20 protein-coding genes and 1 tRNA gene are annotated in these 26,135 nt (G+C 37.2%); 8 read left to right on the forward strand and 13 right to left on the reverse strand.

What is annotated here, in order from left to right:
• Window positions 1-237 precede the first annotated feature (237 nt).
• Complete coding sequence (locus tag L0B53_RS12075) at window positions 238-1,428, forward strand: amino acid permease (protein WP_235059863.1); 1,191 nt, start codon at window positions 238-240, stop codon at window positions 1,426-1,428.
• 154 nt (window positions 1,429-1,582) lie between these two features.
• On the opposite strand, the gene L0B53_RS12080 is transcribed toward L0B53_RS12075, so the two are convergent.
• The gene (locus tag L0B53_RS12080) at window positions 1,583-2,458 is read right to left on the reverse strand and encodes a LysR substrate-binding domain-containing protein (protein ID WP_235059864.1); all 876 of its coding nucleotides are present in this window, start codon (window positions 2,456-2,458) and stop codon (window positions 1,583-1,585) included.
• A 241-nt stretch (window positions 2,459-2,699) separates the two neighbouring features.
• On the opposite strand from L0B53_RS12080, the gene L0B53_RS12085 reads away from it, so the two are divergent.
• Both L0B53_RS12085 and fghA read left to right on the forward strand, forming a co-directional pair.
• Window positions 2,700-3,833 carry an S-(hydroxymethyl)glutathione dehydrogenase/class III alcohol dehydrogenase gene (locus L0B53_RS12085; protein ID WP_235059865.1) on the forward strand — a complete coding sequence of 378 codons (1,134 nt, stop codon included), beginning with the start codon at window positions 2,700-2,702 and terminating at the stop codon, window positions 3,831-3,833.
• A gap of 7 nt (window positions 3,834-3,840) precedes the next feature.
• A complete protein-coding gene (gene fghA / locus L0B53_RS12090; RefSeq protein ID WP_311197296.1) occupies window positions 3,841-4,695 on the forward strand; it encodes an S-formylglutathione hydrolase in 855 nt (284 codons plus the stop codon).
• Window positions 4,696-4,807: 112 nt separating this feature from the next.
• Here the strand turns inward: fghA and L0B53_RS12095 are convergent, their stop codons facing one another.
• Both L0B53_RS12095 and L0B53_RS12100 read right to left on the reverse strand, forming a co-directional pair.
• Window positions 4,808-7,258: a trimethylamine-N-oxide reductase 2 gene (locus L0B53_RS12095; RefSeq protein WP_235059866.1), complete on the reverse strand. Its 2,451-nt coding sequence runs from the start codon at window positions 7,256-7,258 to the stop codon at window positions 4,808-4,810.
• A 22-nt stretch (window positions 7,259-7,280) separates the two neighbouring features.
• Window positions 7,281-8,372 carry a NapC/NirT family cytochrome c gene (locus tag L0B53_RS12100; RefSeq protein WP_235059867.1) on the reverse strand — a complete coding sequence of 364 codons (1,092 nt, stop codon included), beginning with the start codon at window positions 8,370-8,372 and terminating at the stop codon, window positions 7,281-7,283.
• Window positions 8,373-8,741: 369 nt separating this feature from the next.
• Between L0B53_RS12100 and L0B53_RS12105 the strand changes: the two genes are divergently transcribed.
• On the forward strand, window positions 8,742-9,989 hold the full coding sequence (locus tag L0B53_RS12105; RefSeq protein ID WP_235059868.1) for a DUF4056 domain-containing protein: 1,248 nt from the start codon (window positions 8,742-8,744) through the stop codon (window positions 9,987-9,989).
• Between the two features lie 194 nt (window positions 9,990-10,183).
• On the opposite strand, the gene L0B53_RS12110 is transcribed toward L0B53_RS12105, so the two are convergent.
• Window positions 10,184-10,510: an HI1450 family dsDNA-mimic protein gene (locus tag L0B53_RS12110; RefSeq protein WP_235059869.1), complete on the reverse strand. Its 327-nt coding sequence runs from the start codon at window positions 10,508-10,510 to the stop codon at window positions 10,184-10,186.
• Window positions 10,511-10,774: 264 nt separating this feature from the next.
• Between L0B53_RS12110 and L0B53_RS12115 the strand changes: the two genes are divergently transcribed.
• Together L0B53_RS12115 and L0B53_RS12120 are read left to right on the forward strand one after the other, a co-directional pair.
• Window positions 10,775-13,150, forward strand: a complete 2,376-nt coding sequence (locus L0B53_RS12115) for a DNA polymerase II (protein WP_235059870.1) — start codon at window positions 10,775-10,777, stop codon at window positions 13,148-13,150.
• 644 nt (window positions 13,151-13,794) lie between these two features.
• Window positions 13,795-13,885 (forward strand) — tRNA-Ser (locus L0B53_RS12120).
• 162 nt (window positions 13,886-14,047) lie between these two features.
• Here the strand turns inward: L0B53_RS12120 and L0B53_RS12125 are convergent.
• The 6 genes from L0B53_RS12125 to L0B53_RS12150 all read right to left on the reverse strand — a co-directional run bounded on the left by L0B53_RS12125 (window position 14,048) and on the right by L0B53_RS12150 (window position 19,526).
• On the reverse strand, window positions 14,048-15,496 hold the full coding sequence (locus tag L0B53_RS12125; protein WP_235059871.1) for a hypothetical protein: 1,449 nt from the start codon (window positions 15,494-15,496) through the stop codon (window positions 14,048-14,050).
• A 353-nt stretch (window positions 15,497-15,849) separates the two neighbouring features.
• Window positions 15,850-16,602, reverse strand: a complete 753-nt coding sequence (locus L0B53_RS12130) for a GntR family transcriptional regulator (RefSeq protein WP_235059872.1) — start codon at window positions 16,600-16,602, stop codon at window positions 15,850-15,852.
• Between the two features lie 8 nt (window positions 16,603-16,610).
• Window positions 16,611-17,351, reverse strand: a complete 741-nt coding sequence (locus tag L0B53_RS12135; protein ID WP_235059873.1) for a sugar isomerase domain-containing protein — start codon at window positions 17,349-17,351, stop codon at window positions 16,611-16,613.
• Window positions 17,352-17,491: 140 nt separating this feature from the next.
• On the reverse strand, window positions 17,492-18,790 hold the full coding sequence (locus tag L0B53_RS12140; RefSeq protein WP_235059874.1) for a PTS ascorbate transporter subunit IIC: 1,299 nt from the start codon (window positions 18,788-18,790) through the stop codon (window positions 17,492-17,494).
• A 12-nt stretch (window positions 18,791-18,802) separates the two neighbouring features.
• Window positions 18,803-19,081, reverse strand: coding sequence for a PTS sugar transporter subunit IIB (locus L0B53_RS12145; RefSeq protein ID WP_235059875.1), 279 nt, complete (start codon window positions 19,079-19,081; stop codon window positions 18,803-18,805).
• A gap of 16 nt (window positions 19,082-19,097) precedes the next feature.
• On the reverse strand, window positions 19,098-19,526 hold the full coding sequence (locus tag L0B53_RS12150) for a PTS sugar transporter subunit IIA (RefSeq protein WP_235059876.1): 429 nt from the start codon (window positions 19,524-19,526) through the stop codon (window positions 19,098-19,100).
• Between the two features lie 530 nt (window positions 19,527-20,056).
• Between L0B53_RS12150 and L0B53_RS12155 the strand changes: the two genes are divergently transcribed.
• Window positions 20,057-21,478, forward strand: a complete 1,422-nt coding sequence (locus L0B53_RS12155; RefSeq protein WP_311197320.1) for a lytic transglycosylase F — start codon at window positions 20,057-20,059, stop codon at window positions 21,476-21,478.
• Window positions 21,479-21,734: 256 nt separating this feature from the next.
• Here L0B53_RS12155 and L0B53_RS12160 read toward each other — a convergent pair whose 3' ends face one another.
• The gene (locus L0B53_RS12160; protein WP_235059877.1) at window positions 21,735-21,983 is read right to left on the reverse strand and encodes a hypothetical protein; all 249 of its coding nucleotides are present in this window, start codon (window positions 21,981-21,983) and stop codon (window positions 21,735-21,737) included.
• A gap of 244 nt (window positions 21,984-22,227) precedes the next feature.
• Window positions 22,228-23,829 (reverse strand): M14 family metallocarboxypeptidase, encoded by a 1,602-nt coding sequence (locus L0B53_RS12165; protein WP_235059878.1) that lies wholly within the window; start codon window positions 23,827-23,829, stop codon window positions 22,228-22,230.
• A 298-nt stretch (window positions 23,830-24,127) separates the two neighbouring features.
• Here L0B53_RS12165 and L0B53_RS12170 point away from each other — a divergent pair, with 298 nt between their 5' ends.
• Window positions 24,128-24,742 (forward strand): hypothetical protein, encoded by a 615-nt coding sequence (locus tag L0B53_RS12170; RefSeq protein ID WP_235059879.1) that lies wholly within the window; start codon window positions 24,128-24,130, stop codon window positions 24,740-24,742.
• Between the two features lie 222 nt (window positions 24,743-24,964).
• Here L0B53_RS12170 and L0B53_RS12175 read toward each other — a convergent pair whose 3' ends face one another.
• Entirely contained in the window at window positions 24,965-26,074 is a 1,110-nt protein-coding gene (locus L0B53_RS12175; protein WP_235059880.1) for a GGDEF domain-containing protein, read from the reverse strand.
• Window positions 26,075-26,135: the final 61 nt, after the last annotated feature.

A 26,135-nucleotide genomic window follows, 5' to 3' on the forward strand; every position in this document is an offset into this window, starting at 1 on the left:
TAAATGTCTTATTAATCTGAATATTCTTAATTATGATGAACAATTGATAAAGAACACTTTTCGTAAATAATTATTTACAGTGTGGTTTGTTTGTTTTACAGCTGTCTATTCCCATATAAAAAATACTGTTTTAGTATGGATGCATATTAAAGAATATAATCTGGTTTATTTTTGTTAGGGTGAAATATATATCTAACAAAGTGTGATTTTGAGTGATATTATTGTTAAGGTTTTGTTGTGAATTCTAAATTATTAGGTAGTACATTAATTGTGGCTGGTACCGCCCTTGGTGCTGGGATGTTAGCGATTCCTATGGTGTTAGCGCAATTTGGTTTAATCGCTGGCTCTTTATTAATGTTATTTATTTATGTTGGCACAACTTATGCTGCACTCCTTCTTCTTGAAGCCAGTTGTAAAGTTGGCGGTAGTGTGAGTATGAATGCGATTGCAAAGTACACTTTAGGTAAAGGCGGACAAGTTATTACCAATGGTTTACTTTATGCGTTACTTGTCTGTTTATTGATGGCTTATATCTTAGGTGCGGGCGATTTGCTTAATAAGTTATTGGGTTCAATTTCACTACTTTCTGATAATGGTGTGAGCTTATCTGCAACTGAGAGCCAGATTATCTTCACTCTTGTTGCAGGTGTTATTGTCTCTTCAGGTACTAGCGTTGTTGATAAACTAAATCGTTTCCTTTTCTTTGCCATGGTAGCATCATTAGTGGTGACATTATTCGCTCTGGTCCCAGGGATTAATAGTGAGCACTTATTTGCGGTTAGTGTGACCAATCATACGGAGTTAATTAAAAATAGTTCAGTTCTATTTACCAGCTTTGGTTTTATGGTGGTGATCCCTTCATTGGTCTCTTACAACAGTGAAGCAACGAATAAGCAGTTACAGAAAATGATCATTGTTGGCTCAACGATTCCATTGGTTTGTTATTTCCTTTGGTTAGCAGCGGCAATTGGTAATTTATCGATTGATCAACTGGTTCATTTTGCTAACGTTTCGGAATTAATTAATGCGCTTTCAGCTAATTATCCATGGTTAAATGGTTTGTTATCACTATTTACAGGATTAGCGCTATTAACCTCTTTCCTTGGTGTGGCATTGGCGTTATATCATCAGAATATTGATGTATTAGGCTGTAATCGTTTTGTTGGTTTTATTATTACATTTATTCTGCCATTAATTGGCGCAGTATTAGCGGCAAATGAATTCTTAGCTATCTTAGGCTATGCCGGTATTATCTTGGTGTTCTTAGCGGTATTTATTCCGGTGGCGATGATTGTTAGATTACGTTCGGGTAATTTATCGCTTCCTGATTCAAACATGACAAGAAATTATCAAGCTGCGGGTGGAGTGGTCGCACTCGTCGTGACATTAGCCTTTGGTGGATTCTTACTTTATTCTGAGTTGATCTAAGGCCTCAGTCACTTACTGTCGACTAGCAACTTTAGTTACTTTAGATATAAAAGCCGATTAATATTCTGTTTGAAGCAGGGTATGAGTCGGCTTTTTTAGTTAATATTATTCACTTTTCGCCGACGAATAACTCACATTATTTTGAGGATAATCTTTAATGATGGGATAAATGATCAGATAAGTAATCCATCAATAATTTGACCTTAAAAGAGAGGTGACGGTTTTGTGGGTAGAGCGCCCAAATCCCTTCATCTTGTGATTTGAAATCTTGTAAGATTCTTTTCAGTTCTCCATCTAAGACGGCTTGTTCAAGATAGTAATTAGGTAATTGTACAATGCCTAATCCTTTTTTTGCCGCATCTAATAAAGCGATACCACTGCTACAAGAAAGACGCCCTGATACTTTTAGCTTTTGTTCTTTTTTTGCTATTCTGCAACGCCAAAAAGGGTAAGTTCCTAATAGACATTGATGATCCTTTAGTTGAGATGGATGAGTAGGCTCATCATATTTATCTAAATATTGCGGTGATGCACAGATAGAAAGTGTCCGTTTGCCTATCTGTTTTGCCATCATGCTTGAGCTTTCTAAGTGACCTAATCGAATCGCGAGATCTAAATTATTTTCATGAAGATCGACTTTTTTATTGGTTAATTGAACCATAATCTCAATATCAGGATAAAGCCGCATAAAATTATTAATCAAGGGGAGAATATAGCGCTCACCGTAAGAGACAGGTACAGTCAGCTTAATTTTTCCTTGTGGGCTTTGTTGCAAATTGGTCATCGCCATTTCAGCACTTTCTAATCCATCTAATAACTCTCGTGCATGTTGATAATAGATTTGTCCTTCTTCAGTTAAAGAGACTTTTCTTGTTGTACGATAAAAAAGTTTTATATTGAGTCGCTTTTCTAATGCCGAAATTTGTCGACTTACTTGTGCTGTTGATATCGATAATGCCCTTGCCGCTTCGGTAAAGCTGTCTCTTTCAGCTACGTAGACAAACTCAGTCATGCCTTCCCATAAATACATACAGATACCTATCAACAAAAAATGATTTTTATTATTACTACTCAGTAAAAGTGAATTGTAAAATAGCACTATTATCATTAAATGAGAAATAAATATAATAGTGGATAAAGTGAATAGTCTATGAATTGATTAGACTTATTTAAAATAACGACTATTTTTAAACGGTGCGGATAACAATTTATTTAAGTACCCAAAGTCAGACGGGTATAAGTACCTATTTTATATTTTCAGGAGAGATGCCATGAGTGATCAATTTATTAAATCTAAAGCAGCAATTGCGTGGGGACCAAACCAACCTTTATCTGTTGAAGAAATTGATGTAATGCTACCAAAAGCAGGTGAAGTTTTAGTCAGAATCGTGGCAACAGGAGTTTGTCATACCGATGCATTTACTCTCTCTGGTGAAGATCCTGAAGGTATTTTTCCTGCTGTTTTAGGTCATGAAGGTGGCGGTATTGTTGAGCAAATCGGCGAAGGCGTTACCAGTGTTAGCGTGGGTGATCACGTCATTCCGCTTTATACCGCTGAGTGTGGTAAATGTAAGTTCTGTACTTCAGGCAAAACGAACCTTTGTAGCGCAGTGCGTGAAACTCAAGGTAAAGGTTTAATGCCTGATGGAACAACTCGTTTCTATAAAGATGGTGAGCCAATTTATCATTACATGGGTTGTTCAACCTTCTCTGAATATACGGTTCTTCCTGAAATTTCATTAGCAAAAGTTAACAAAGATGCACCGTTAGAAGAAGTTTGTTTACTGGGTTGTGGTGTAACAACGGGAATGGGTGCAGTACTCAAAACGGCAAAAGTTCAAAAGGGTGATACTGTTGCTATCTTTGGTTTAGGTGGAATCGGGCTATCTGCTATTATTGGTGCAACAATGGCGGGAGCAAGCCGTATTATTGGTGTTGATATCAATGAAAGTAAATACCAACTGGCGAAGAAATTAGGGGCGACAGATTGCATTAATCCTAATGATTACGATAAGCCAATCCAAGATGTGATTGTTGAGATGACCGATGGCGGCGTAGATTTCTCATTTGAATGTATTGGTAATGTCAATGTGATGCGTTCAGCGTTAGAGTGTTGTCATAAAGGGTGGGGCGAGTCGGTGATTATTGGTGTGGCAGGTGCAGGTCAAGAGATCTCAACGCGTCCATTCCAATTAGTGACGGGACGTGTATGGCGTGGCTCTGCATTTGGTGGTGTTAAAGGTCGTTCAGAGCTTCCAGGTCTTGTTGAAGAGTATATGCAGGGTAAGTTCAAGCTTGATGATTTTATTACTCATACTATGGGCTTAGAAGCGATTAATGAAGCGTTTGATCTGATGCATGAAGGGAAGAGTATCCGTTCTGTTATCCATTATAACAAGGATTAGATATTCGATGACTATTGAACTTGTGAGTGAAAACCGTGCTTTTGGCGGTTGGCAAAAACAATATTCTCATCAATCGACAGTCTTGAAGTGTGGAATGCGCTTTGCTATCTATTTACCACCAGAAGCAGAGAAGGGAAGTGAAGTTCCGGTTGTCTACTGGCTCTCAGGGTTAACCTGTACTGATGAGAATTTTATGCAAAAGGCAGGGGCATTGCGTGTTGCTGCTGAATTAGGGATTGCGATTGTTGCGCCTGATACCAGTCCTCGTGGTGAAGGTGTGCCTGATGATCCAGATTCAAGTTATGATTTTGGTTTAGGGGCGGGATTTTATCTAAATGCAACGCAAGCACCATGGGATCAACATTATCAGATGTATGATTATGTGGTTGATGAATTGGTCAGTGTCGTTGAAGCGAACTTCCCAGTTAGTCAGCAACGGTCGATTAGTGGACACTCAATGGGTGGACACGGTGCACTATCCATTGCGCTAAAAAATCCTGAAAAGTATTGCTCAGCGACGGCATTTAGTCCGATTGTTAATCCAATGGTTGTACCTTGGGGTATTAAAGCCTTTAGCAACTATTTAGGTGATGACCCGCAATTATGGGCGCAATATGATAGTTGTGAATTGATGAAGTCAGCAAAAGAGACAGTTCCTATGCTGGTGGATCAGGGTGACGCAGATAACTTCTTAGTTGAACAGTTAAAGCCTGAGAATTTACAAGCGGTGGCAGATGACGTGAGCTATCCATTGCAACTAAGGATGCAAGCTGGATATGATCACTCTTATTACTTTATTGCTAGCTTTATAGAAGAACATTTACGCTTCCATAAAGTACACTTTACTGTTAATCGTAAATAAATCTTGTAAAAAACCAATAAAAAAAGCCCACATCCCTTACTCATTATTAGTGTAAGGGGTATGTGGGCTTTTTATTTTCAGCTAAAACGCTGATTTATCTTAATGGAAAAGATTAAGCATTTTTCGGTGGATTGAACGCCGTTAGTGTTGGCGCAGTTCCAGTGAATTTCTCAATTTTAACCAAAGAAGAGTTAGCAACACAACCGTTCGCTAGCTGAGACGTAGGAATCGCATCAGTTAGTACGTTTGGCGCACCATTCTTACAAAGACCATCAGTCTCATTCTGGTCAGGCCATGCACCTTCATGGATACATACCGTACCTTGCTTGATTCCATCAGTCACATGTGCACCCACAAGAACTTGACCACGACCATTAAATGCACGAACTAAATCGCCATCTTTAATGCCACGTGCTTTTGCATCTTCAACGTGAATAGTAATAGGTTCACGGTTTGCAACGGCATAAAGCTCACGAAGTTTTGCGTAGTTTAGCTGGCTGTGTAGACGGTGAGCAGCATGGGCTGTCATTAGCTGAAGTTCACCCTCTTTCGCAGAACCAACCCACTCTGTAGGTGCAATCCATGATGCGTGTGGAGGACAATCTTCGTAACCAAAGCCTTCGATCGTCTTAGAGTAAAGTTCAATTTTACCACTTGGCGTACCCAGCGCATTCACGATAGGGTCTTGACGGAACTCTGCATGACGAACAAATTGTTGGTTTTTCTTGTTGATCTTCATTTCAATCAGTTCATTTTTCTTCCAGAACTGACCAAAGTTAGGCATACGGATACGTTGTTTACGCGCACCTTTTTGAGCAGTCTCATAGAAACCCACTAACCAATCCATTTCAGTTTTGCCTTCAGTAAAGACATCACGACCTTGGCCTGGTTTTAGTAGTTCAGACATATCTGCAAATACATCGAAATCGTTACGAGATTCGAACTGAGGCTCAACCACTTGCTTCATTGGTACAAGATGCTGATTACTGTAGTCACCGGTCATTGTCATATCATTACGCTCAAAAGAGGTCGTGATAGGTAGAACGATATCGGCATGTTTTGCTGCTGCTGTCCAGTAAGGTTCAGAGATAATAGTCATCTCTGGCTTCTGCCATGCTTTCGCTAAACGGTTAGTATCTTGGTGATGAGTAAAGTTACCACCGCCTGCCCACCAGATCATCTTAATTTCTGGGTAAGTTAACTCTTTACCATTGTGTTGGTATTTCTTACCTGGGTTTTCAAGCGCATCAGTAATACGAGCCACTGGGAAAGCATTAACTGCGCCAGAAACAGCCCAATCATTACCAGCAGAAGAACCACCACCGATTGACGCAGAAATTGCCGGTAATACACCCGCATCGCGAGTTGGGTTACCACCGTTAGAGTAGTGGTAAGATAGACCGAAACCACCACCTGGTAGACCAATTTGACCTAGCATAGAAGCTAATGTCGCGATCATCCAATGTTTTTGTTCGCCGTATTGTTGACGCTGCATACCCCAACCCGCCATAAGCATGGTTCGGTTTTGGCTAAAGATGTCCGCTAGCACTTCAATTTGTTTCGCTGGAACACCGGTAATGTCAGATGCCCACTCAGGTGTCTTAGGTGTTTTATCTGTTTTACCTAGTAGGTAAGCTTCAAACTTGTCGTAGCCTGTTGTGTACTTATCTAGGAATGCTTTATCGTGTTTACCTTTACTCACTAAAGAGTGAGCAACACCCAGCATTAATGCGACATCTGTCCCAGCGTTCGGTGCAATCCATTCTGCTTTATCACCGAAGAAATCGATAGTTTCAGAGCGAATTGGATCGATAGCAATAATTGTTTTTTTAGTCTGCTTAAGCTGGTTGAAGAACTCAATACCTTGGCAGTCCGTACTTGACCATGCGATTTTTAAGGTATTCATTGGGTTCATGCCCCAAAGAACCACAACATCACTGTTTTCTAAAATAACAGGGTACGTTGTTTGCTGTTCATAAACTTCAATCGAGCCCATAACATGCGGCATGATAACCTGAGCTGCACCGGTAGAGTAATCACCTAGGTGACCAGAGTAACCGCCAGCCATGCTCATGTAACGTTGCAGCAGTGTTTGAGCTTTATGTAAAATACCACTTGAACGCCAACCGTAAGAGCCTGCGAATACCGATTCTGCACCGCTCTCTTGACGAATACGCATATGTTGTTCATGGATCAGCTTATAAGCTTCATCCCAAGATACGCGAACGAACTCATCTTTACCACGCTTGCCATCTGGCTTACCTGGGTTATCTAAGAAGCCTTTACGTACCATTGGGTATTTGATACGTGCTTTAGTGTGTACCTGATCAGGTGCCGTTGTTTGCAGGCTGTTCGGTACACTTTGTGCTAATGCGTTAGTTGAAGAGATGATTTTACCATCTTTAGTTTCAACAAGCATTGGCCCCCAACGACCCGCAGTTAATACTGCTGAGCCTGTGCGAGTTTGTGCAGATGCAGTCATTGGAACGATAGAGGTAATAGCAACGGCACCAGCAGTTGCACCTACTCCTTTCATAAATCCACGGCGAGATAGTTCTGTCATGATTGAACTCCTAATTTATTTATTATTTTTTTGCGTCTTTCGCGTGATACTGGAAGAACTTAGTTAAAATTTCTAAATCTAAATCTGAGATATCGGTACGGGCACCCATACCTTTTGCTACTGATGGCCATGCATTGACAGTAAAGTGATTTGCATGGATTTTCGCGTGACACGTTGAACAATAAACGGTGTCTAATTGCTCTGCATATTCCCATAAAGGCTCTAGGTCAGATAATACCGGGGTATCGATATCGGCAGTTAAAGTGACAGGGCGCCATTTATTACCGTAATCATCGGTAGACTCTTCACCTTGTTTAACGGCTTTCGTTCCTTTTTCAGTTAAGCTTGCAATGATTGCTCGCTTACCTTTATCGAGATAAATAACTTGTTCAGCTCCTGCCATTTGATAACCATCAATTTCAATTTGGCGCTTATCACCTTCAACGTTAGTCACTTTTAGTTTTGTTGCAGGATTAATGGTACCTAAATCACCCATTGGTGTTGGTTGAACTGGATAAACTGTCGTTGCTTTTGGATCAGCTGACTTTGTTAGATCAATTAAGTGATCAAACGCAGATGAATCCATCTCTAACTCAGGTGGGAAGTGAGCAACACCTTTATGACAATCGATACATGTTTGATTGTTTTCTTGACCATATTGGTGCATTTTCGCCGCATCTTTTGACTGCTCATAAGTATCCATCGCATCAAATGTGTGACAAGAACGACAAGTCGCTGAATCATTAGCTTTTAATTGAGCCCAAACACTTTCAGCCATCTCTAAACGATGCGCTTCGTATTTCTCTTCGGTGTCGATTTTACCGGTCACAAATTCGTGATAGATATCTTTGGTTGCTTTTAATTTAGTTACGATAAAGCCGATAGGATCGGTTGGTACGTGACAATCTGAACATTCAGCACGAATACCTTTGGCATTACTAAAGTGGATAGAACCTTGATACTCTTCATAAGGGGTAGTCATAGTGTGGCAAGAGATACAAAATTCAGTACTAGAAGTTTTCTCCATGACATATGCAGTACCTCCTAGCGTTATCCAACCAACTGCGATACCGATTACGGCGATGAGTGCAATGGTACGTTTTTTTATTGTCATTAGATCCTCATTACTGGGTATTAAGTGTTATATTTAATTAGGTATCAAGAAGTACCTATAAACTGTGGCAGAGTATAGGTCGAGATGGTTACATTGTCTAAGGTGAGAAAATAAAATGAGTTATAAATCGGATTAATTGTGATATGAATCTTGTTTTAGATATTTTTGTTTTTTTTCTATTCTTTTCTTGATTTATATCAACGTATTATCGTTACTAATTGTGGTTTATCAAGAAGATGTCGTTTTTATTGATATTTAAGTTATGTTGTTAATTAGATTATTGTTGATCAACATTATTTCTTTTCATCAAGTTAAATTTATTTTATTGGCTATCCTATTTATTCTTAATTATTTACTGAGAATAGGTCAATGCTCTCCAAAGCCACTATTAAATTATCAATTTCTGCATCATTATTGGTTACTTTAATTGGATGTACATCCGTAGATAGCTGGGATGCATCAACAGAACCTAGTCATCATGAAATTGAAGCTGTTCTCGATAATAAGGGGGCCGTAGAGAGATCTTATTATATTAATCCTACCTTGATGCCTAAATTGATCGTTCCGCAAAATACCCGTCCATGTTGTATTTTTGGTGATCAGCAAAAAGTTGCTGTTGCATCAATACCGATTCCTTGGTTTAAACTGAACAATATCGTTGAACTTGAGGGGATTGGACCTCATACTTTTGCGGGCGGAGTCTATTCATATACTTTAGGTATAAACTCGTCAACAGGCCGCTCTGGTAGTGAGAATAATGGTTTAATTTATACTCAAAAAGGGGGCTTTATTGATCTTGCTCACTTAAGAGACAGTGCGGATGATACGATGGGATTATTTTTTGAAGTATTAGCACATCTTGGTCGTGAACATACGATCAAATTACCTGGAGAAATAGGTAAGCGATATGTTGAAATGAAACCTTTTGATGTTGAACCGCTATCAGATAAAGATAAATGGATTATTGCGGCTTATATTTCCGCACGCGTGTCATACTTTAAAGCAGAAACTCATGAAATAGCACAATGGGTGGGTTATGGTATCTTTCCTGGGTGGTCAGAAGAAGAGTCAGCATTTTCATTAGAAGATTTATATTCTAATATGTTGGGCGCGAAAATTGCGCTTCACTTGATATTAGAAAATGATATCTTAAGCAAAGACCAATATAACCGTAATATGACACTTTATATTAATGGTATATTAAAGCAATTAGGTGCGGTAGATAAGTCTCAATCAAAAGCTGTGATGTCAGCTGTCGATGGCACTTGGTGGAACTCTGAAGAGTATGTGCCCAATAAACAATTTCTGTTAAAACGAAACTTTAAATTTGGAAGTGAACAAACTCCTGCATTATTACCGATAGATAATACGGGTAATAACCTTGAATTAATTCGTTATGCAAACACTAAACCTGAAGTGCTCTCAATTCCGAAGTATTATCATGATATTGACTTGGATAGTATTGCAACTTTACAAATGAAAATTGATACAAAGTATTATGAAAAATTTTCAGGGATCCCAGCATCTTACTGGAGTGGTAACATCTCATATCGAAAACTAGCAGAATTAGTGAAGCAAATTCAAAAAATAGATGTAGATTTTAGTCACTCTAATTAAATGAAATCATATTGTGGGTATATCTTTTATATTCAAAATTGATAGGTTGTTGACTGCATTTATTCTACCCAATCATATAGCCTATACCCTTCATACTTGAAGTCGCTAGGTTGTTGGCTGCATTGATTTGTAGCCAATTAACTGCTTCATTTTTTTAGGTATAGGCGTTATATCAATAGTCGATTAAGTTATTTTTAATCTCGTTTCCATAAAACATGGCAGTATTTCTTGTCAGTTTCACGGCTAATTAACAGACGAGCAAAGACATCGTCTAGAACATCATTTTCTTCATTAACTAAGCCAATACGGACTTCACCAAATAGGTCTTTGTCAACCTCAAAGCCAACATGTTGTTCCCAATCATTATTGACTTCAACCATTTCTGCGGCACCGCGGTCATCAAATTGTGCGGTAAATAAGATCACATCAGCAGGCTCTAAGTTATCAGGTGCCATCTCTAAAAAAATATCGTAGGCAGTATCAATAACATCATCAACAGATAGAAGCTGTTCATTGTCCATGTGGATTCTCTTTTTTAAGTAAAGTTGTTTGCTATTTTATACAACAATAGACAATTTTTACAGTATAACCGTATCAATCTATACTGCGATCATGGATTCTAAAATAGTATTAATTGATTTTGCCTAATATACCTTTCATACTTGAAGGCACTAGGTTGTTGGCTGCACTCGTTTGCCTCAATCATATAGTACACCTATACTCATGGGGCTTCACTCATTTGCCGCCTACTAGCAACTCCAATTATTTTAGGTATAGGAGATAACTTGCCTCATCAACATCACGGATTTGTATTAACGCGACACAGTCGAGATCGCGGTGATCATCATGAGCTTGTCCTATGGGTAAAAACAGATAATCAACCTCATCAATTGATTATTAATGATCAACGTCCACTTTGTTTTATACATCAAGAAGATCTAAATCGTATTACGGCATTGGATATTGATGTTGATACTTCCCCTTTAAAATTAAAAACCTTTAATCATCAGAAAATTGCAGTTTGTTATTTTAAAACGCATCAGAAGTTTAATTATGCCTTAAAGCTTTTTGATACTTTAAATATTCCTTATTTTGAAGCAGATATTCGACTAACCGATCGCTTTATGATGGAGCGATTTATTCGAGGCGGGATCACGTTTAATGGTCAGTATCAAAAAAAGCAGGGTTATACAGCCGTTTATCAAGCACAAGCAAAAGCCGTTGAACAGCCTTATCATCCTAACTTATTGATGGTTTCTTTGGACTTAGAGTGTTCAGAAAAGGGGGTGCTGTATTCGGTAGGATTAGCATCTAACGTTGATAATCGAGTCATTATGGTCGGAGATAAAGCATTACATCCAGATTATTCACCCTCAGAATTTACGATAGAGTGGGTAATAGATGAAAAAGCCTTATTAATCAGGCTTGAGCAGTGGTTTCATCATTTTGATCCGGATGTCATTATTGGTTGGAATGTGGTGGATTTTGATTTTCGACTCTTATTAAAACGTGCTGCTTGGCACGGATTAACATTTAAAATTGGTCGCGGTAGTGAGAAACCTTACTTTCGAGAAGGAAGTCATCGCGGATATATATCTATTGCAGGCCGTGTGGTGTTAGATGGTATTGATACTTTAAAAAATGCCAGTTATCACTTTGCTTCATGGTCGTTGGAGTCCGTCTCTCAAGAGCTGTTAAATAAAGGAAAAGCCATTGATAACCCTCACGATAGAATGGCGGAAATTAACCGAAAATTTCAACAAGATAAGCCTTCTCTCGCCTATTATAATTTTCAAGATTGTCGATTAGTTGAAGAGATCTTCGCAAAAACTGATCTGCTTGCTTTTGCGATAGAGCGAGTGAATTTAACTGGCTTAGAACTTGATAAAAATGGCGGTTCAGTTGCCGCATTTACTCACCTTTATCTGCCTCAGCTTCATCGAGCAGGCTATGTTGCACCTAACTTAGAAAGTGAAAATTGGATTGCGAGTCCGGGTGGCTACGTAATGGAATCTATGCCAGGGCTTTATGATTCTGTTTTAGTTTTGGATTTTAAATCGCTTTACCCCGCTATTATTCGCTCTTTCTGTATTGATCCCATGGGTTTAATTGAAGGTTTACAATTGCAGGAACAGCAAGGCGAACAAGCTGATGTAGTGACAGGGTATCGAGGGGGTGTTTTTCATCGAACTAAACACTTTTTACCTGCAATGATCGAAAAACTTTGGGCAGCGAGAGATGTTGCTAAAAAAGAGAACAACAGTGCATTTTCTCATGCAATAAAGATTATTATGAACTCATTTTATGGCGTACTGGGTTCATCTGGCTGTCGATTTTTCGATCATCGCTTAGCATCCAGTATTACGATGCGTGGTCATGAGATAATGAAAGTGACCAAAGCGTTGATAGAAGATAAAGGATATCAGGTGATTTATGGCGATACTGATTCTACATTCGTTTGGCTTAAATCGGCAAAAACACCAGAACAAGCCAACAAAATCGGTTGTGAATTAGCAAATTATATTAATCACTGGTGGCAAAAACATCTGCAACAGAACTATCAACGAGAATCGGCCTTAGAGATCGAGTATGAAACCCACTATCATAAATTTTTTATGCCAACCATTCGTAACCAAGAACAAGGAAGTAAAAAGCGTTATGCGGGGTTAATTTGGCAAAATGGAGTAGAAAAAGCGGTATTTAAAGGGTTAGAAACGGTACGAACCGACTGGACTGCATTAGCGAAAACCTTTCAAAAGGAGCTTTATGATCAAATTTTTCATGATAAGCCAGTTGATGAGTATATTAGACGATTTGTTAATGATACAAAACAAGGAATTTATGACCAACAGCTAATTTATCGAAAGCGTTTACGACGCAAGTTAAGCGAATACCAAAAGAATGTTCCACCACAAGTCCGTGCGGCAAGACTTGCTGATGAGTTTAATGCCAAGTTAGGCCGACAATTACAGTATCAAAATCACGGTGTGATTGAATATGTATTAACGATTAATGGTGTGGAACCCAAAGAATATCAGCAATCTCAAATTGATTACCAACACTACATAGATAAGCAGCTTAAGCCCGTTGCTGATTCTATTTTAGTTTTTCTCGATAAATCCTTTGATGAGATTATCTCAGATCAGATCACTCTTTTTTAGCTCAACAGCTCTTTTCTGCTTTGAATATAGGGCAGTTAGCTTTCTCTCTTTAAATTGCAAATATAAAAAAACCTGCTTTCATTAACAAATAAAGCGTTTGCTAATGAAAAACAGGTTTCAAATAGGCTAAATATTACTTATTGTCACGCTTGTATAGCTCAACAAAAGAACGCTGATAAGTACGAGTAATTTTAGATAAGATGCGCTTTGCCATTTTTGTGCCTATTTATTTGATATTAAAGGGTAAATTGATTTGTTTTTTGTTGGAGAGATTAGCTTCCCCGTTTCAATGTTGGCTATTATAGATATCCTCTATTTTTTTTAAAGAGAAAAAAATATTATTTCAGATTAGTTTTTCTAATCTAATTTGTGGTGATACCGTTAAAACTATTTTAACGACAACGATTAAGTTTGTTTGGGTTTTTCATCTAAGAATTTGAGTAGAAATGCGATAGGGAATCGGTAAACTCTTTTAATAAGTGGATGTTTAATCAGTGGATATTTAACTTTAATCATTTATCGTGAAATTATGGTGAAAAAGCCGATAAAATCAACAAAACGACGCTAACTTGAACAAACAGTCTGAAAATAGAAAAAAAGGTTTACAGCGTTAAGAACAGTCCGTATTATTCGCCGTGTTCTGCGGAGAGATGGCTGAGTGGTCGAAAGCACCGGTCTTGAAAACCGGCAAGGGTTTGTAGCCCTTCTAGGGTTCAAATCCCTATCTCTCCGCCACATACAGCAAAAAAGCCCTTGATGATTCAAGGGCTTTTTTCGTTTAGGATAGCTTAAAGTGATTCTATCAAAAAGATAATAATCCCAATTTAACTTAATAAACAAACTCATCATAAATGAAGCTCATTCATAATAAATATCGCATACCGTTTGATTAAATGACTATTTATTATCTTCTGATTTCACGAACAACTTAATATCATCAATAATTGCACTGCCTTCATAGAAGTTTAAATGAGGATCACCAATAATAAAGGTATCAGGATAAGCTGAGCCCTTTGGCCATATATTCTTTTGAATATGTTTAGCTGCATAACCATTATGTGTTAATTCACCATTGAATTGCCCGTCATACTCTTCTGCTGTCTGGTTATAATGCCAAATTGGTCGATCTTCTTCGATGAATTTATGGTGATAACGTAATGTCGTTTGACCAACATGGCGAAATGGCCCTGTCATTTCAATCGTGTAACCACCTTCATCACGCTCTACCGCAAAGGTGTAACTTTTTTCGGGTAGAAGTTCGGGTTGTAACTCGGCACTGGTTAATATATCTGTGTACTTATTATCAGTCCCCCATTGTTCATCGCCCCGATAGTCGCCACAAGCCGTTCTAAAGAAATACTCATTAAACGGAGCTTTACGGAACTTATTCCCTAGGACAAATATGGCGTTAACTCCATTAAAAGTAGAGTCTTGAATACCGTATATCTCACCGGTTTTAGGGTTACAAACCCCATTGTCTTGAGACCACTCTGCATCAGAAAAGTAGCCATCAACAACGACTTTTCGACGTAAATGAATTCCCGGATTTCCTTGAGGTGATGGATTAGCATGGTCAAGAATCGTTAAGTAATAGAATCCATTTTCTTGGGTGACATTATGACTTGCACAACGGGTTTTATCTTCTGGGGAGCCTTTAAATGTCCAAGGAAAGTTGGTTTTACAGTCAGAAGGTTTTGAGTAGCCGTTGAATTTGTCTTCATACTCAAAACTGCCATTACGTTTACCACCAAAATCAATTTTACGTAACGTCATTTCTACGCGATACTGAGCCGGTAGGGGTTTGGTTGGTCGAATGATGACGCCAGAGTCCCAACTTGGTTCATCCAACTTTAAACCACTTTCTCCATTGGCAAGTTTTACGGTATGGGCTTTTGGTTTTGAGTCTGGTTTACCATCGGCATCTTTATCTTGAGCTGCAACTTCGGCGGTTAACCAGCCATTATCAGAGAAAACGACACGTTGACGAAATATTTTCATTGAACCCATGTTTTTAGTAAATTGCGGATCGCTAATCTTATTCCACACTTTACCGAAGTCATCAAAATCATCGATATACCAAGAACTGGTTTCCCCTCCTTTATCTTCTAACCAATCAGCATTTTCAGTGGTAAAGGGACGATCAAATGTTTCATGTTCAACAAGTTGCCACTCTGTTGATTGTGCGGCAAAGGAGTAATTAAGCTTAACATGAACACGATATTTGGATATTTTATATTCATTATTACTTCTCCTAACTAAACAAAAAATAGGTCTATTCGTCACTATTCCCTTTTTACTTGAAGTTTCTGGGCTAGGTTTATCATCGTCATAGCGACATTCGTTCACCTACTAGCAACATCAATTACTTTAGGTATATTCAGTTATCCATGCTCAGTCACTCATGATTGATGACAGTGACAGTGACAGTGACAGATGACTAGATGAATAGACAAGTGCACTATATGTGATTTTCCTATTGAAGAGGGGAGGTAACTTAGAACAGTTGATTATTTCTGCTTCGATTCTAAACTTTGCGTCATATTTATCAGACCTCTCTTATTAATTATTGTTATGAAATTGCAAATAATTAGCGTTGCTAGTCGACGAACAAACGTAGCCAATAACCTCACAACTTCAAGTAAGAAGGGTATAGTTTTCTTACCAGAGAATAAGGGCTGTTGTTAAATGATCGTTGACAGTTAAAAGTGAATGTTGGCAATCAGATTATTATTTTCACCTTGCTGTAACGCATCTAATTTTAGATTCACACTTAATTGATTGTTTTTGATTAACATGTTGGAGTAATCAACCACTTTCCCGCTGTGATTATAAGAGACCCGATTTATTTTCATTATCACCTCTGAGAGATCTGAAATACCTAAAATGATCCGCTCTATTTCGGTTGGCAATAAGAATTGATAGTCCTCTTTAATTTCGACGGCAGTGATACCATAAAAAGTTCTTAGTTGCTCATAAAGGGACATATTGCAATGCATGGTTGAAATATCAGGAAATAGATTACTGTCTAGGTAAGATTCTAAAAATCCAATAATTTTTTCATTTTGTTGGTATCGTCGGTCAACTTTGAATAGTGGTGAGCCAACATGAAGATTAAGCTTTTCAGCTTGTTCATAATTGGCATTGGTGGGAATAATCGACATGATTTGACACGAAATTGGATGACTAGCGGTCATAAAGGAAAGTGAATCAGGAAAATCATTAATTTTTTTATCAAATTGTTCACGATTGATAAATGTTCCTTTCCCTTGTTTTTTTTCTAATAGTCCATCACGAACTAAAGAGTCAACGGCTTGTTTTATCGTCCCTCTAGCGACACCAAATTCACTGGCTAATGTCAGTTCCCCCTCAATTTTTTCTTGATAAACCGAGTGTAATATTCGTTGTTCTAACTCATTACGGATTGTTAAATAGAGGGGAAGCTTATTAGGCATTAGATTCCTTATAAATAATGTATTTGTTGTTGGTACTTTTCGAAGATTTGTCTGTTGATTTCAGCATTACCATCTAAGTTTGCACTAGCTAGGACGGGTGGTGCAATCCCTCTCGCAACAAATTGTTCTGTAATCGCTAATACGAGACTATTTGCAATGGTGGTGCCTAATACCGTGGAAAGAGGTGCGACAGATTGCTTAACGCCAGAAATTGAGGTACAAGCATCACCATAATCGACATAATTATCTAAAACAAAATCAACAATATCGATTAATAAATGGCCGCTTGGGTGTTTTGAAGTGACTCTATTATTGGTATCGACGCTAGTTAATCCAATAATCGTGGCACCTAATGATTTTGCTGTTATTGCGGCATCAATGATGACGTGATTTCTTCCTGAAACGGAATGAATAAATAAAATATCGCCTTGTTTTAATTTCGATGATTCAATGATCTTCTTGCCAAAGTTGGGAAGCTTTTCTAGATCAGAGGTTAAGGTAATGGGGGTAATATTTACCATCAAAGAAGGATTGAATATCGGGTTAAAAATGGCTAATCCACCTGCACGATAGGTGAGCTCTTCAGTGATAATACCAGCATGACTTGCTCCAAAAACATATATGGAATTTCCATTTTCAATAGCATCGACCACCTTACAGGCGACGTCAGAGTATTGAGAGTGGTTGTTTTTAATTAGCTGTAATTTTGAGCTTATTTGTTTTAAGTATAGATTAATGGCTTCAGACATCGTTATTGAGGATATTGATTCTATTTATATTTGTTGTTATACCAATGACAAAGATCATGTGGTTAGCATTAAATCTGATATGAGTAACAAAGTGAATAGAAAATATCCTCCTCCATATTGATAGATTAAAGATTAGTGAGTTAAAGAAGTAGACCTGCTAATAAATCGACAATTGGCGCAAGAATAAACATGTCAGAATCCGCTGCCCATAATGCCGTATCTGGAATCGTACTATCAATTAAATAGGTGACACAGAAGTACTGTCCCCAAGCGACAATGGTTGAGGTAATAAACCCAGCTAACAATGCACCTTTTGCTCCTCCCGTACTATTACCAAAAACGCCAGCTGTACCTGCATGAAAGAAGAGTACGATCATTGATGGAACAAAAACATATCCGGTGGTGTTACCAATTACTGTCAACCAAATTAATGAACCAATAAATGCGCCAACAAAGCCGATGACAACCCCATTTTGTGAATAATTAAACACCAATGGACAATCTAGTGCAGGTTTAGCATTAGGCACTAATTTATCTGAGATCCCTTTAAATGCTGGAACCATCTCACCAATAAACATACGAACACCTAATAGAACAACAGCGATACCTCCAGTGAAGAGGAGAGATTGTTTTAAAGAGTAGACGTAGAAACTGAGATCGCCGGAAGCACTTAATATCTCTTGCGCTTTTTCCCCACCTTTGATTTGAATAATAAACGTCCCGATAAAAAATAGCAGTAGCATTGTTAAGGCGGTGACGACATTGGAATCTCTTAAAAATCCGAGGTTTTCTGGGACTTTAATATCTGCTGAGTCAATTTTGTTTTTTGCAAATAATTTGCCACTGAGTGCACCAATAATAGCGACCGATGCGGAGGTATGACCTAATGCGATATTGTCATTTCCAGTCACTTTTCTCATAAAGGGTTGGGTTATTGCTGGCTGAGCTGTCCAATACAAGCCCATTAATATGGCAAGAAAAGTCGTTAATTTAAACGCTGAAACATCAGGGGCAACATTGACTGCAATCCCTGCAAATATCATGGTGGTCCAAAACATCATATGCCCTGTTAAATAGACATATTTCCAAGGGGTAAAGCGAGCCAAAAGTAGATTAATAGCAAAACCAATTGCCATTGCAAGGGTGACCGATGAACCATATTGAGCAATGAAACTCTCTTGTCCAATAATTTGATCTAATGTCATCTGTTTTAGACCAAAGACTTCAGTCCAAATCGGTTGGAAAGCCAGTAATGCTTGGACGATGATTCCAGCACCTGCACCAATAATTAAAAACCCTAAAATACCTTTTAAAGTTCCGGTTACCGTATCAGAGACACTCTTTTTTTGTAGCACCAAACCTAAGCAAACAATTAAGCCGATTAAGATTGAAGCCTCTCCAAATATATTTACCGTTATCCACTTGATAATGTCTAACATAGTCATGCTCCTTTAATTAAATAATCCTGATTTGAGTAATGATTCTTTTATTTCTTCGTGGTTGACGTAGTCATTAACTTCAACAACGGGGCAATGGGCATCTTTCAAATTACCGATTAACTCTGAGTTAGTAATAATTAAATCGGCAGGGATTGATTTTGCTGATGAGACGTCCATATGTTCGACTTTGACATCGGTAATCCCAAACTCTTTTTTTAATACATCGGTGACATTCATACTCAAAATAAGTGAAGTCCCCATGCCTAATCCGCAAACAGTTAAAATTTTCATTATTGATTCCCTTTTTTTATTCATTGATGAGTTTAAGAACGTCATTTATTGAGCTTGAATTGGCAATCCCATCGAGTCTTGTTCTGTCACTTAACAGCGTGGCTAATAATTGAATGTTTTTTATATGTTGTTCTGAATCGGTTGCTGACATACCTATAACAATGGTGACGGGATCATGCTCATCGTGACCAAAAATTAACGGTTTATCTAAAGTGATAAGTGCGAAACCAGACTTTTTGGCACCATCTTCGGGACGAGCGTGAGGCATCGCAAGCCCTGGAGTGAGCACCCAATAAGGGCCTAATTCATGGAATATATTAAGCATCCCGTCGATATACTTGGGTTCGACTAAACCATTTTTTACCATTAATTCACCCACACAACGAATGGCCTCTTCTGGTGAATCCACATCTTGTCTGACTAAAATTGCGCTCTTATTTAGCATTATTTTTCTCCAAAAGATTACTAATACCTAAATGTGTGGATGAAAAATACTAGATGTTTAGTTGACTATACAATTGATGTGTCACAATTCTGCTTATTACATTGGTTGCATTAAATTGCTTGGTTTTTGATCACTATGATTTATTGAAGTTGAGACATATTATATATAAATATTAATAAGTTATATTTGTTGTTGTGTTTTGTACTTGATGGTGGAAGAGACGTTTTTTTAGCAAAGATAAAGGTATATCTGGTTATGAAGAGGTTAATATCACCTCAGTAAAGTGTGTTCAATAATAAGGAGAATTAAAGAGATCGACTGTGACTTCTATTTTTAGTGATTAATTGACTTGCTTAAGTCATTTTAATCATTTTATATTTTTGTTTCTGTTGGCTCATGGTATCCATATCTTCAACTATACTGAGAACGAGACATTACTAAGAATTTTATTTAATAAATGCAAACTATATTAGAAAAATAATTAATAAAATGCCAACAAGGAGTTATGTGTGAATAAATTTTTATTAATTATGGTATTGAGTTTTTTCTCCTCGCTATCTCTCGCCCTTGAGTTATCGCCACTAAAAAATAAATCTTATATAGGTGATTTAGATAAGCTTAAACAGCGTGGGAGTATCCGAGTACTTGTTTCTGCCGACCTTGGTTTTTATTACATAGAGAGAGGTCGACCGAAAGGGATCGTGGCTGAAATGCTCTATCATTTTGAAAAAAACCTGAGAAAAACACATAAATCGATCATTGTTCAGGTTATCCCAGTACAACGAGATGATCTGCTGCCTTCATTACAGTCTGGTTACGGTGATATAGCCGTTGCTAATTTAACGATTACAAAATCAAGGTTAAAGCTAGTTGACTTTAGCGATCCGATGATAAAAAACACTCAAGAATTGATTATTACTTCATCTGGTCAAGCACCAATAACTTCATTAGAGCAACTTAGTGGTAAAGAACTTTGGGTACGAGCTAGTTCAAGTTATTTTGAGAGTCTACAACGCATTAATCAAAAGTTAGACAAAAAGGGGTTAGCACCTGTTTTTATCCGTTTCATTGACGAGAGCTTGCAAGATTATGAGTTAATTGAGATGGTTAACCTAGGCTACATTAGCGGTACTGTGCTGGATAGTCACAAAGCTAATTTATGGCTTAATGTGATGGAAAATATACAAGTACATGATGATTTTCCATTACGAACTGGGGGTGAAATTGCTTGGGCGATACGTAAAAATACGCCTCAACTTGAAAAAGAAGTTAATAAATACATTAAAAAGGCACAAGCAGGTACGTTACTGGGTAATATCATTTACAAAAAATATATAGATAATACTCGCTGGTTGAGCCAAGCTCTCGATCCCCAAAAAATAGAAAAGCTAGCCTCCTTAACTGAAATTTTCATACATTACTCAAAAGAGTATGAGTTTGACCATCGGATGATGTCTGCTCAAGGCTTTCAGGAGTCAGGTTTAGACCAAAGTAAGGTGTCGCATAAAGGAGCGATAGGGGTGATGCAGGTACTTCCTAGCACAGCAAGAGATAAGAATGTCAATATTAAAGATATTCATAGGGTGAGTAACAATATCCATGCAGGTATCAAGTATATGCGGTTTATAAAGAATCGATATTTTAATAATGAAAAAATATCACCTGATGATCAAATTTACTTTACTCTAGCATCTTATAATGCGGGCCCTGCAAAAATAAGGAAAATGAGAAATTTAGCAAAGAGAAAAGGTTATGATCCTAACGTTTGGTTTAAGAACGTAGAAGTGGTTACTCGGCAACATGTGAGTAGTGAACCTGTAAAATATGTCGCTAATATCCGTCGTTATTACATTATTTATAAGCAACTTGCTAAAATTCAATTAATGAGAAATGAAGGTAGTGTTCGGTTTACACCAGATAATAGAATACCTATAAATATCGACCAATTCTAATGGATCTTTGTCGCAACTTGATCTAAAACGCTAGTTTGATAAGAAATAATAGATTTGTTGTGGTTAATTTAAGATTATCTGGCTGGGATGTTAGCCTTCACTACAACGGAGTCAGCATTTTTAATACAGATGATATTTATTGTTGCAGAATTGGCAACGATTATTTAATCTGGATTTTGTCTAAAAATGGCAATGATGCGAGGGCGATCTTATTATATGGCGACCAAATAAGATCGCCAAAAATAGAATAAAAAAGTTATGCATAACATACAGTAGGGATTAACACTTGCTCTTGCATTAAGAGTAGACAGAGGTCGCTAACATAAAAAGACCAACCATCGCCTTTAATGAGATAACATTTATCATCGTTAGTTAATACGACGTTTTCTTTGACGATAAGCTTAGATATATCAGATTTAAACGTTAGGGGAGTTACTGTATTAAAACAGATAAGGATTTCATTACCAGTGCGGGTGCAACCTATAAATTCTTTTTCTGTAAACATAATTTTCTCTTTATCATATGGAACAGGGCGAAACTAACACTGATCGAGTTCAGTGACACGTCCATATGTAAAAATATAAAATGTTTCAATAGCTTAATTTAAAGCTAGTACAGTTTTTTTAGAAATCAAGCTGAAAGATTGATTTTTTTAATATTTCACTGTTTGTTTAAGTAAGGGTAATGATAATGTGTAAACTGTCATTACCCTTACTTTCGGTTTATAGTGAATTTCTCATGAAGACGACTTAATAGCCTACATCTCTAAATACTGGATATTGATCACCCGAAGAAACAGGGATTAAACCAAATGTAGCATAAGAGTCTGTAGATTCTGGCTCTAGTGTTATGGCTGCTAGGTCAGCATTAGGTTGTGCCATTGAGATGATATAAGTACCTTTAGGGAAGGTAATTTCACGCATTACCGGTTCAATGCCTGTAATATAATTTCTGAAAACACCTTCATATAGGCTTGAGCTTGGTGAACTTTCAGTAATATTGTAAGCTTCGACTAATTTTGTCATCTTACCCGTCGTTTTAGTCACTTCAATACCAAGCGCTTCTAGCTTTTCAATAATATCGCCATAAGCTGGTGGCAGGATATAAGCGTAAGGGCGAGTTACTTCTAAGGTTGATGTTACATCCGTTGTAGAATGATATTCAACCTCCATTGTTACGGTACTTTTATTCGCAAGATCTACAAAAGTGTAGTCTTTATACTCAATAGGCGATTCAGTTTTTAATATAATATTATTAGAAGCCGTTAGGCCTTCATAAATCGTTTCATTTTCAGCTTTTTCAATTGTTTTTAAAATTTTGTTTCTATTTTTCATTGTTGAAGCAAGAAATGATTCATTTAGCTTTAACATTGAAACAACTCGACGTTGGAAGTGTTGATCTCCAAGCCCAATACCACGAGTTTCGAATAAGTAGGTAATAGTATTGGTTAAACCCGCTTGATTTCGACCGATAATTGCTGAAGTCCCAGCCTCGGTTACTTTGACATAACCATTGTCGCCAGAGCCATAAGTTGAATAAATTTCATGACTAATATCATACTTATCCATCGATTTTTGCATATCTTTTAAGAAGGGCCCATTTGATAGATCGCGAATGGCTGAGTCAATATTAGGGTTACGTGCACTTGCAACAAGTACATCATAATATTTTTCGTAACCTTCATCACCAAATTTAGATAATGTATAACTTCCAGGTCCATATTCGTGGCTATCTGCGACCACATGAGGATTAAACTCTGTGAATAGCTGTTTTACTTGTAATGTTTCATCGGATGCCATCTTTAAGTGATCACGGTTGAGGTCTAAGCTGCGACTATTTCTTCTTTGAAAGTATTCGACACCATCTGCATTGATCACAGGTATGACGATGATATCCATGTTGCTGAGTAATTTTGAAGTACCTTTTTGGTCTTGTTCAAGATTACCAAGTAGCGCTAATAGGGCTTCATTGCTTGATGGTTCATTTCCATGAATAGCTCCTTGTAGCCAAGCGCGAACTTTTTTATTTTTACCTTCATTATTGCTAAGAGTCAAATAAGGTATTTTTTTACCTTCTCCTGATTTACCAAGGTAATTCAATTCAGCCCAGTCATTGTCTTCTGCGATTCTTGTCATAAACTTCACCATCTCTTTATAAGTAGTGAAAGTATCCCTAGGAGTTGATAGGAAATAAGGGCTAAAGAGGTCTACATCAATTTCAGGGTATAAATTTGCAGTGATTGTCGGATCTTGCTCAATATAGCTTGTATAAGTATCTTGGTATTGATCTGCATTTGCAGTAAAAGGCAGTGTAGAAAAAATAGCGACTGCAAGAAGTTTTTTGTAAGTCATATGTTTCATCCTTGTTAATAGTAATGGCAAGGTTACCATTGTCAATGGAGTGTTAAGGAGGGGATTATTAATTATTATTTAATACTGTGATCTGAATAACAATAACTTGATTTTTTTTCATTTAATTCATTGAATTTAAACAGTTATTTATGCTCCTGATTGCGCAAATATGGATTGGTTTTATATGAAGTGTGCAGACAGGTTTATTAAGTTTAGAGTTAAATTAATGAAAGGCTTTGTAAATCCCTAATAATTATGACTAAAATTAACGAGAGAATAATAAAAATGAGATTAACGAATGGAAGATAAAAAAGTCATTGTTTGTGATGTTGATGGAGTGTTGTTAAAGTGGGAGTCAAACTTACCATTTTTTGCTTTAGATAATGGGATTAATCCCATTCCAATTTTACAGCATTATAATGCGCCGACTCATATTGTATTGACTGAGTTATTCAGTACTAGCAATAAAAAAATTGCACAAGAGTTTGCTTATGCCTATAACTTGAGTGCATTTGGTCGTCATTTAACGGGGTATCCAGATGCCATCGATGAGATCCATAAATTAGCGAGAGATTACAAGCTGGTGGCGTTAACAAGTTTTGGTAGTACTCAGCAGCACTATTCGAATCGAATGCGTAATTTACAAGCCTTTTTTCCAAATATGTTTTCAGAAGTGATCTGTATTGATTATGATGTAGATAAAACGGAATACTTTGCAGGAATAGAAAGTCGACATGGAAAGATTGAGGCAGTTATTGATGATCAAATGTATAATTTAGACAATGTTAGACGTTTTTATAACAATAATACCGATATTTGTATTATTCATTTAAATCGACATGATGATTCTGCGGATGTGAAAAGCTGTGCAGATATTAACGATTATATAAAAAATTATCGACAGCTCAAGTAAATGTTTGATTAATTGAGCTCTTGGTCTGTCAGCCGCTAATTTATTTTTAACTAAAAAGAAAAATAGGGTAGCGGCTTTATTCATGACTAATACTCAAGAGGATTATCCTCTTCATACTTGAAGTCGCTAGGTTGTTGGCTACACGCATTCGCCCCAATCATGTAGTACACCTACACTCATGAGGCCTCATTCACTTGCCGTTTACTAGCAACGCCAATTATTTTAGGTATAGGGTGTTTTCTCTCTGTTAATTAATTCGGTTTCATTCCCCTCTGTTGTACGACTCCGCTTTACTTTATACATCTCTTGATCGGCTAGTTTTAACGCCTGTGCTGGGGCTAAGTATTCATCAGGGCCGACTTGATAATGCCCTAAACTGATTGAAAGTGGTTTACCAGTTGATTCAATTTTGGTCATTAATCGAGGTATATAACTTTCTAAGACATTCTTTGTATTACTGTTATTTAAGATCACCGCAAACTCATCACCACCAAGTCTAAAAATAAGGTCATCTCGACGAGAAACTTTTCTTAATGAGTCAGCAAGCACAATCAGTACGTTGTCACCTTCATCATGACCTAACTGATCATTTGTTTGTTTAAATTTATCAATATCGATATAGATTAACGATAGAGATTCACCTAAATGCTCTGCTTCAATAAATGTTTCTTTTGCCAATTCATTAAATGCACGTTTATTATAAACTTGAGTTAAAGGATCAATCAGAGAGAGTTCTTTGTAGCGTTCAGTTTTACGCTTAATTTTTGCTTCTAAATTTTCAGCGTGTTTAACGGAGCGATCTTTCTCAATTTGAATCTCATTCATAATGGATTTTATATAAGTGTCAAAAATATATGAGACATCAAACTCAATCAAACGATTTAAAATACCCGTAATCTCTTCAACAATGCTTTTATCTTCAATTTGATCACTGATCGCTTTATTGATATTTAATTGCAGGTAATAGACCGCAGAAAGAAAGAATTTAGGTTCGACGCCGATCCGTTTATGAACAAGGCCAATTCGTAAACGACTTTCAACATAATCAAGGTCAATTTCTGCTGTGAATATTTCAATAATGTATTGACGGATAGCCGACTTTAAACGTCGAAGTGTACCTAAATCACCAATTAAATTTTCGATATCTGGGATTTGTGTCTGCTTCTCATAGAAAAGATCAATGATGGTATCGACTTGGTGAGTGACAATCGTACTGTAGCGTCTTAACTTATCTATATCACTGTTACTCAAATCAAATAAACTTAGACGTTCATTAAGTTCGACTTGCGTAATGTTTTGTTGAGTCGTTAACGCTTGGTCTGTTATTTTCATGTAAACTCCTTTTACTAGAAAAGCAAATAAACCATTAAAAAATAGAGGGTAATAGGTATTT

Origin of the sequence: Vibrio sp. SS-MA-C1-2, from assembly GCF_021513135.1 — a bacterium.
GTDB lineage: Bacteria > Pseudomonadota > Gammaproteobacteria > Enterobacterales > Vibrionaceae.